The organism is Candidatus Erwinia dacicola (assembly GCF_001756855.1).
Taxonomy (GTDB): Bacteria; Pseudomonadota; Gammaproteobacteria; order Enterobacterales; family Enterobacteriaceae; genus Erwinia; species Erwinia dacicola.
The window spans coordinates 1-7856 of the sequence record NZ_MAYS01000194.1 but is presented as its reverse complement, the minus strand read 5'-3'; the positions used below and the strand labels follow the sequence as shown (position 1 = coordinate 7856).

General features: G+C 51.6%; 6 protein-coding genes and 1 pseudogene. All 7 read left to right on the top strand.

What is annotated here, in order from left to right:
- Window positions 1-317, top strand: a pseudogene (locus BBW68_RS16010) (integrase core domain-containing protein); the annotation flags it as partial.
- A gap of 130 nt (window positions 318-447) precedes the next feature.
- Complete coding sequence (gene bolA / locus BBW68_RS06100; protein ID WP_070134440.1) at window positions 448-762, top strand: transcriptional regulator BolA; 315 nt, start codon at window positions 448-450, stop codon at window positions 760-762.
- Between the two features lie 305 nt (window positions 763-1067).
- Window positions 1068-2384 carry a trigger factor gene (tig, locus tag BBW68_RS06095; RefSeq protein ID WP_070134439.1) on the top strand — a complete coding sequence of 439 codons (1317 nt, stop codon included), beginning with the start codon at window positions 1068-1070 and terminating at the stop codon, window positions 2382-2384.
- A 331-nt stretch (window positions 2385-2715) separates the two neighbouring features.
- Window positions 2716-3339 (top strand): ATP-dependent Clp endopeptidase proteolytic subunit ClpP, encoded by a 624-nt coding sequence (clpP, locus tag BBW68_RS06090; RefSeq protein ID WP_070134438.1) that lies wholly within the window; start codon window positions 2716-2718, stop codon window positions 3337-3339.
- A gap of 104 nt (window positions 3340-3443) precedes the next feature.
- Complete coding sequence (gene clpX, locus BBW68_RS06085) at window positions 3444-4718, top strand: ATP-dependent protease ATP-binding subunit ClpX (RefSeq protein WP_070134437.1); 1275 nt, start codon at window positions 3444-3446, stop codon at window positions 4716-4718.
- Between the two features lie 192 nt (window positions 4719-4910).
- Window positions 4911-7265 carry an endopeptidase La gene (lon, locus tag BBW68_RS06080; protein ID WP_070134436.1) on the top strand — a complete coding sequence of 785 codons (2355 nt, stop codon included), beginning with the start codon at window positions 4911-4913 and terminating at the stop codon, window positions 7263-7265.
- 193 nt (window positions 7266-7458) lie between these two features.
- Window positions 7459-7743, top strand: coding sequence for a nucleoid-associated protein HU-beta (gene hupB, locus BBW68_RS06075; RefSeq protein ID WP_070134435.1), 285 nt, complete (start codon window positions 7459-7461; stop codon window positions 7741-7743).
- The last annotated feature ends 113 nt before the right edge of the window (window positions 7744-7856 follow it).

Below are 7856 nucleotides of genomic sequence, written 5' to 3'. Positions count from 1 at the left end.
ACAGCGACCAGGGCAGCCCCTATACCAGCCGTAGATATCGGTAGGCGCTGTGGCGCTGTAGGATAAAGCAGAGTATGAGTCGACGGGGAAACTGCTGGGATAACGCCCCTATGGAACGGTTCTTCCGGAGCCTGAAGACCGAATGGGTGCCGACGAAGGGCTATAACAGCTTCAGCGAAGCCCAGGGCACGATAATCCGCTATATAACGGGATATTACAGCGCTATCAGGCCCCACTGGTATAACGGCAGTCTGACGCCCAACGAATCTGAGCGGCTGTACTACTTACAGTCTAATGCTGTGGCCAGTATTAGTTGACCACTACATTGTGACGTCAGAGTTATCTGCCTCCGCAGGAAAAATGCAGCAAAACGGACTAGTTTTAGCTAAAAACAGACTACGATTTAAAGGGATGGGATGTAGTTCTTTGCATCAGAGGAGTTTAGGTATGATCCGCGAACGAATGGAAGAAAAGTTACGTACGGCGTTTTCGCCGGTGCACCTTGAAGTGCATGATGAAAGCTACCGCCATAACGTGCCGGCAGGTGCAGAGAGTCATTTCAAAGTGGTGATCGTTAGCGACAGCTTTAACGATCAGCGTTTCTTCACGCGGCATCGCGCTATTTATAGCGTGTTGTCTGAGGAGCTGGCGGGCAGCGTGCATGCGCTAGCATTACACAGCTATACCCTGAAGGAGTGGGAGGGGTTACAGGATACCGTACCTGCCTCACCGAACTGCCGTGGTGCCGGAACGTTGGCGTAAAAATACGCGCACTCACAGAAAACGGCCTACGGGCCGTTTTTTTTCATTTATGGCCGCTATTATCTGACGCAATATCGACAAAAATGGTAAAAGTAGCGCGATTTGGAGGGGCGTGTAGCCTCGACTCGCTTAGACGTTGTCGCTATAATGCTGCGTCTATTTTTTCCGGAATGTCTTCGGGACGCTTCAGTTAACAGGGAATGCGGTTCTGGCACCAAAAGTCGTCCCGGTTCTTCGATGCAGCCTGTGTTCACCACAGGCTGCATCTAAAGTTGACTGAGCACGTGATTTTTTGAGGTGATAATATGCAAGTTTCAGTAGAAACAACTCAGGGCTTGGGCCGTCGCGTAACGATTTCCGTTGATAAAGATGTGATCGAAAACGCGGTGAAAAGTGAGCTGGTCAGCGTAGCGAAGAAAGTGCTCATCGACGGTTTTCGCAAAGGAAAAGTGCCGATGAACGTAGTGAGACAGCGTTACGGTGCTTCCGTTCGCCAAGATGTTCTGGGCGATCTGATGCAGCGCAACTTTGTTGATGCGATCATCAAAGAAAAAATCAATCCGGCTATCAATCCGGCCGGCGCACCTCAGTATGTGCCGGGCGAATACAAAATCGGCGAAGACTTCATTTTCTCTGCAGAGTTCGAAGTTTATCCGGAAGTTGAGCTGAAAGGTCTGGACGCAATCGAAGTTGAAAAACCGGTTGTTGAAGTGACTGACGCTGACGTTGACAGCATGCTGGACACCCTGCGCAAGCATCAGGCTACTTGGAAAGAAACCGACGCAGCAGCAACAGCTGAAGACCGCGCAACCATCGATTTCTCCGGGTCTGTAGACGGTGAAGAGTTCGAAGGCGGCAAAGCTTCTGACTTCGTACTGGCGATGGGCCAGGGGCGTATGATCCTAGGCTTCGAAGAAGGCGTTGTTGGCCACAAAGCGGGCGAAACCTTTACTATTGACGTCAACTTCCCGGAAGATTACCACTCTGAAAACTTGAAAGGGAAAGCAGCGAAGTTTGAAATCGTGCTGAAGAAAGTTGAAGAGCGTGAGCTGCCAGAATTCACCGAAGAGTTCATCAAGCGTTTCGGCGTTGAAGATGGTTCTGTCGACGGTCTGCGTGCAGAAGTGCGTAAAAACATGCAGCGTGAGCTGAAAGGTGCCGTGCGTAAACGCGTGAAGACTCAGGCAATCGATGGTCTGGTAAAAGCTAACGACATCGACGTTCCTGCTGCACTGATCGACGGTGAAATCGACGTGCTGAAGCGCCAAGCTGCACAGCGCTTTGGCGGCAACAAAGCGCAAGCTCTTGAACTGCCACGTGAACTGTTCGAAGAGCAGGCCAAACGCCGTGTTGTTGTTGGCCTGCTGCTGGGCGAAGTGATTCGTACCCACGAGCTGAAAGCTGACGAAGACCGCGTTAAAACGATGATCGAAGAGATGGCTTCAGCTTACGAAGATCCATCAGAAGTCATCGAGTTCTACAGCAAGAACAACGAGCTGATAAACAACATGCGTAACGTCGCGCTGGAAGAACAGGCTGTTGAAGTCGTGCTGGAAAAAGCGAAAGTGACTGAAAAAGCCACTAACTTCCAGGAACTGATGGACCAGAGCCAGCCGGCCTGATTATCAAATCTGTAAGTTGACGTGAAGCCCGCAACCTCCCAGTTACGGGCTTTTGTCATTTATAGGGCAAAATCCGACTACTTTTAACGGTTGTTTGCTCATTTAATCTGCAAATCATCGCGTAAGCTACTTTTCTTGGTTAGCAGTTGATAAAAACGTTGTTATGCTTGAAATAGCAGTGGATCATCTCCAAATCGTAACCACGAAGTCACGAGCCCGATAACTGTCAGGGTGGCATCGGGTGTAAGGCTTGGAATCATAGTGTTCCTGATCGCTCTCAAGTAATATCACTACGGAGTGTTGCCAAATGAAATTTATCCAGGAGACGATAATGTCATACAGCGGCGAACGTGAACTAACTTCACCTCAGATGGCTTTAGTGCCAATGGTGGTTGAACAAACTTCTCGCGGAGAGCGTTCATACGACATCTACTCGCGCCTGTTGAAAGAGCGCATTATTTTCCTGACTGGCCAAGTTGAAGACCACATGGCAAACCTGATCGTCGCACAGATGCTGTTTCTGGAAGCGGAGAATCCAGAAAAAGGCATTCATCTGTATATTAACTCTCCTGGTGGCGTGATCACAGCAGGGATGTCGATTTACGACACCATGCAGTTTATTAAACCTGATGTCAGCACCATCTGTATGGGCCAAGCTTGCTCCATGGGGGCATTTCTGCTGACCGCAGGGGCGAAAGGTAAGCGTTACTGCCTGCCTAATTCGCGCGTGATGATCCACCAGCCGCTGGGCGGTTTCCAGGGTCAGGCGTCTGATATTGATATCCATGCGCGTGAGATTATCAAAACCAAGCACATGATGAATGAACTCATGGCGAAACATACGGGTCAGACGATTGAAACGATCGAACACGATACCAATCGCGACCGTTTCCTGTCGGCGAGCGAATCCATAGAGTACGGCTTAGTGGATTCAGTGTTGTCCCAGCGTAACTGATTAACATGTTGTTATAGTGCCGTTGCCTCTGCAGGCCGTTCAGGTGGCGGCCTGCGAAGCTGACCTCACGTGGGAAGATGAGTGTGACAATGAGGGGAAAGTAAATGACCGATAAACGCAAAGACGGTTCAGGGAAGCTGCTGTACTGCTCTTTTTGCGGCAAAAGCCAGCATGAAGTGTGTAAGCTGATTGCCGGCCCGTCAGTCTATATCTGCGATGAATGCGTCGATCTATGTAACGACATCATCCGCAAAGAGATTAAAGAGGTTGCGCCGCACCGTGAGCGTAATTTCCTGCCTACGCCGCATGAGATCCGCCACCATCTTGACGATTACGTTATCGGCCAGGAGCGGGCGAAAAAGGTGCTGTCGGTGGCGGTGTATAACCACTACAAGCGCCTGCGTAACGGTGACATCAGCAACGGTATCGAGCTGGGTAAAAGTAACATTCTGCTGATCGGCCCGACAGGTAGCGGTAAAACCCTGCTGGGGGAAACGCTGGCACGCCTGCTGGATGTGCCGTTCACCATGGCGGATGCCACCACGCTGACCGAAGCGGGCTACGTGGGTGAAGATGTGGAAAACATCATTCAGAAGCTGCTGCAGAAGTGCGACTACGACGTGCAGAAGGCGCAGCGCGGTATCGTTTACATCGATGAAATTGACAAGATTTCGCGTAAATCTGACAACCCGTCGATTACCCGCGATGTCTCCGGCGAAGGCGTGCAGCAGTCGCTGCTGAAGCTGATCGAAGGCACGGTGGCGGCCGTTCCTCCGCAGGGCGGGCGTAAGCATCCGCAGCAGGAGTTTTTGCAGGTTGACACCTCGAAAATTCTGTTTATCTGCGGCGGCGCGTTTGCCGGCCTCGATAAAGTGGTATCGCAGCGCGTGGATACCGGCACCGGGATTGGCTTTGGCGCATCGGTGAAGGGCGAGTCAGAGAAAGCCACCGAAGGGGAGCTGCTGGCGCAGGTCGAGCCGGAAGATTTGATCAAGTTTGGCCTTATCCCGGAATTCATCGGCCGTCTGCCAGTAGTGGCGACGCTGACCGAGCTGAGTGAAGACGCGCTGATACAGATCCTGCGCGAGCCAAAAAACGCACTGACTAAGCAGTATCAGGCGCTGTTTAATCTGGAAGGCGTGGAGCTGGAGTTCCGTGATGAAGCGCTGACGGCGATCGCTAAAAAGGCGATGTCGCGCAAAACCGGCGCGCGCGGCCTGCGTTCAATCGTCGAAGCGGCACTGCTGGACACCATGTACAATCTGCCGTCGATTGACGACGTCGAGAAGGTGGTGATTGATGAATCGGTGATTGCCGGTGAAAGCCAGCCGATGTTGATTTATGGAAAACCGGAAGCGCAGCAGGCATCTGGCGAATAAATAACTAAATCAATCCAGTCAGTTATCTTAAAAGGGGGGAAATGTTCCCCCTTTTACTTTTCTCGTTACCCTAACATTGAATCTATTTCGTTCATCCCCATATACTCAGATACCTGTGGGTCAAAACTGCAACTTTTTCTGGATGATGCGGTTCCCCTTACCTTGGCGGAAATTAAACTAAGAGAGAGCTCTATGAATCCTGAGCGTTCTGAACGCATTGAAATCCCTGTGTTGCCATTGCGTGACGTAGTGGTTTATCCGCACATGGTCATTCCGTTGTTTGTCGGTCGTGAAAAATCAATTCGTTGCCTCGAAGCCGCCATGGATCATGACAAAAAGATCATGCTGGTCGCTCAGAAAGACGCTTCAACGGATGAGCCTAGCATTAACGATCTCTTCTCAGTCGGGACCGTTGCCTCAATTTTACAGATGCTGAAACTCCCTGATGGCACAGTGAAAGTGCTGGTGGAAGGGTTGCAGCGTGCACATATCACGACGTTATCCGATGACGGCGACCATTTTACCGCCCAAGCAGAGTACCTCGCGTCGCCGGAAATCGAAGAGCGCGAGCAGGAAGTGCTAGTGCGTACGGCGATCAATCAGTTTGAAGGCTACATCAAGCTGAACAAGAAGATACCGCCGGAAGTGCTGACTTCCCTGAACAGCATTGATGATGCTGCACGCTTGGCAGATACCGTTTCGGCGCATATGCCGCTTAAGCTGGCTGATAAGCAGTCCGTTCTGGAAATGTCCGACGTTAACGAGCGTCTGGAATATCTGATGGCGATGATGGAATCGGAAATCGACCTGTTGCAGGTTGAGAAACGTATCCGTAACCGCGTCAAAAAGCAGATGGAAAAGAGCCAGCGTGAGTACTATCTGAATGAGCAGATGAAGGCGATTCAGAAAGAACTCGGCGAGATGGACGATGCCCCAGACGAAAATGAAGCGCTGAAGCGCAAAATCGATGCGGCCAAAATGCCGAAAGAAGCGTGCGACAAAACTGAATCTGAGCTGCAGAAGCTTAAGATGATGTCGCCGATGTCGGCAGAAGCAACCGTCGTGCGCGGCTATATCGACTGGATGGTTCAGGTGCCGTGGAATGCGCGCAGCAAGGTGAAGAAAGACCTGCTGAAAGCACAGGAAATGCTGGATACCGACCACTTTGGCCTTGAGCGTGTGAAAGACCGTATCCTAGAATATTTGGCTGTCCAGAGCCGCGTCAGCAAAATCAAAGGCCCCATCCTCTGCCTAGTCGGACCGCCGGGCGTGGGTAAAACCTCGCTGGGGCAGTCGATCGCCAAAGCCACCGGACGTAAATACGTGCGTATGGCGCTGGGTGGGGTGCGTGATGAAGCAGAAATTCGCGGCCACCGCCGTACTTACATCGGCTCCATGCCGGGTAAACTGATCCAGAAAATGGCAAAAGTGGGCGTTAAAAACCCGCTGTTCCTGCTGGATGAGATCGACAAAATGTCCTCGGACATGCGCGGTGACCCGGCCTCGGCGCTGCTGGAAGTGCTTGATCCTGAGCAGAACATAGCCTTTAACGATCACTATCTGGAAGTGGATTACGATCTCTCCGATGTGATGTTCGTCGCAACCTCAAACTCGATGAACATTCCGGCACCGCTGCTGGATCGTATGGAAGTGATCCGCCTGTCCGGCTACACCGAAGACGAAAAGCTCAACATTGCTAAGCAGCACCTGCTATCCAAGCAGATTGAGCGCAATGCGCTGAAGAAAAATGAACTGACCGTGGACGACAGCGCCATTGTTGGCATCATTCGTTACTACACCCGTGAAGCGGGCGTGCGTAGCCTTGAACGTGAACTGTCCAAGGTGTGCCGTAAAGCGGTGAAAACGCTGCTGATGGATAAGTCGATCAAACATATCGAAATCAACGCGGACAATCTGAAAGATTCCCTCGGCGTGCAGCGTTTCGACTACGGTCGTGCCGACAGCGAAAATCGCGTCGGTCAGGTGACCGGTCTGGCATGGACGGAAGTGGGCGGCGATCTGCTGACAATTGAAACCGCCTGTGTTCCGGGCAGGGGCAAACTGACCTACACCGGATCGCTTGGTGAAGTGATGCAGGAGTCTATCCAAGCCGCTCTGACCGTGGTGCGCGCCCGCGCTGAGAAACTGGGCATCAACGCAGATTTCTACGAAAAGCGCGATATTCACGTCCACGTTCCGGAAGGGGCAACGCCTAAGGATGGTCCAAGTGCCGGTATCGCCATGTGCACTGCACTGGTTTCCTGCCTGACCGGTAACCCGGTCCGTGCCGATGTGGCAATGACCGGTGAAATCACGCTGCGTGGCCAAGTACTGCCGATTGGTGGTCTGAAAGAGAAACTGCTGGCGGCTCACCGTGGCGGTATCAAAACCGTGCTGATCCCGGATGATAACAAGCGCGATCTGGAAGAGATCCCGGACAACGTTATTGCCGACCTGTATATTCATCCTGTGAAGCGTATTGAGGAAGTGCTGGCGTTGGCCCTGCAAAATGCCCCTTATGGCATGCAGGTCGTCACCGCGAAATAGTGATTTAAGGCAAATTTACTGTAAAATTAAGACTGGCATGTGCCGCTACTTAGGGTGCAATTAAGCTAGTGACGGCAAGGTTTCGAGTCGCTGAGGCTCAACAAACTCAGGCTGAACGGCTATAATAAACGATTGCACCTAGGTGAGCGGAAGAATCCGACTCATGGTGTATAAAATTATGGGGGATGAGTGAGTGAATAAGTCAAAGTTGATCGACAAAATTGCTGCAAACGCCGATATTTCTAAAGCGGCAGCCGGACGTGTAATAGATGCATTCATCGGTTCAGTAACCAAATCTTTGCAGGCTGGCGAGGAAGTGGCGCTGGTCAGTTTCGGTACCTTCTCCGTGCGCGAGCGCGCTCAGCGTACTGGTCGTAACCCACAAACCGGTAAAGAGATCACTATTGCTGCGGGCAAAGTCCCTAGCTTCCGTGCCGGTAAAGCACTGAAAGATTCAGTAAACCGCGAATTCAGATAATAAGTGCAACGCTCGGTCATGTAGATGGAGGGACGGTTAGCTACCGATAAGCTATCCTGCTCTTCCGACTAAAGATGAGCGAATAACTATGAAATATCAGCAGTTAACCGAAG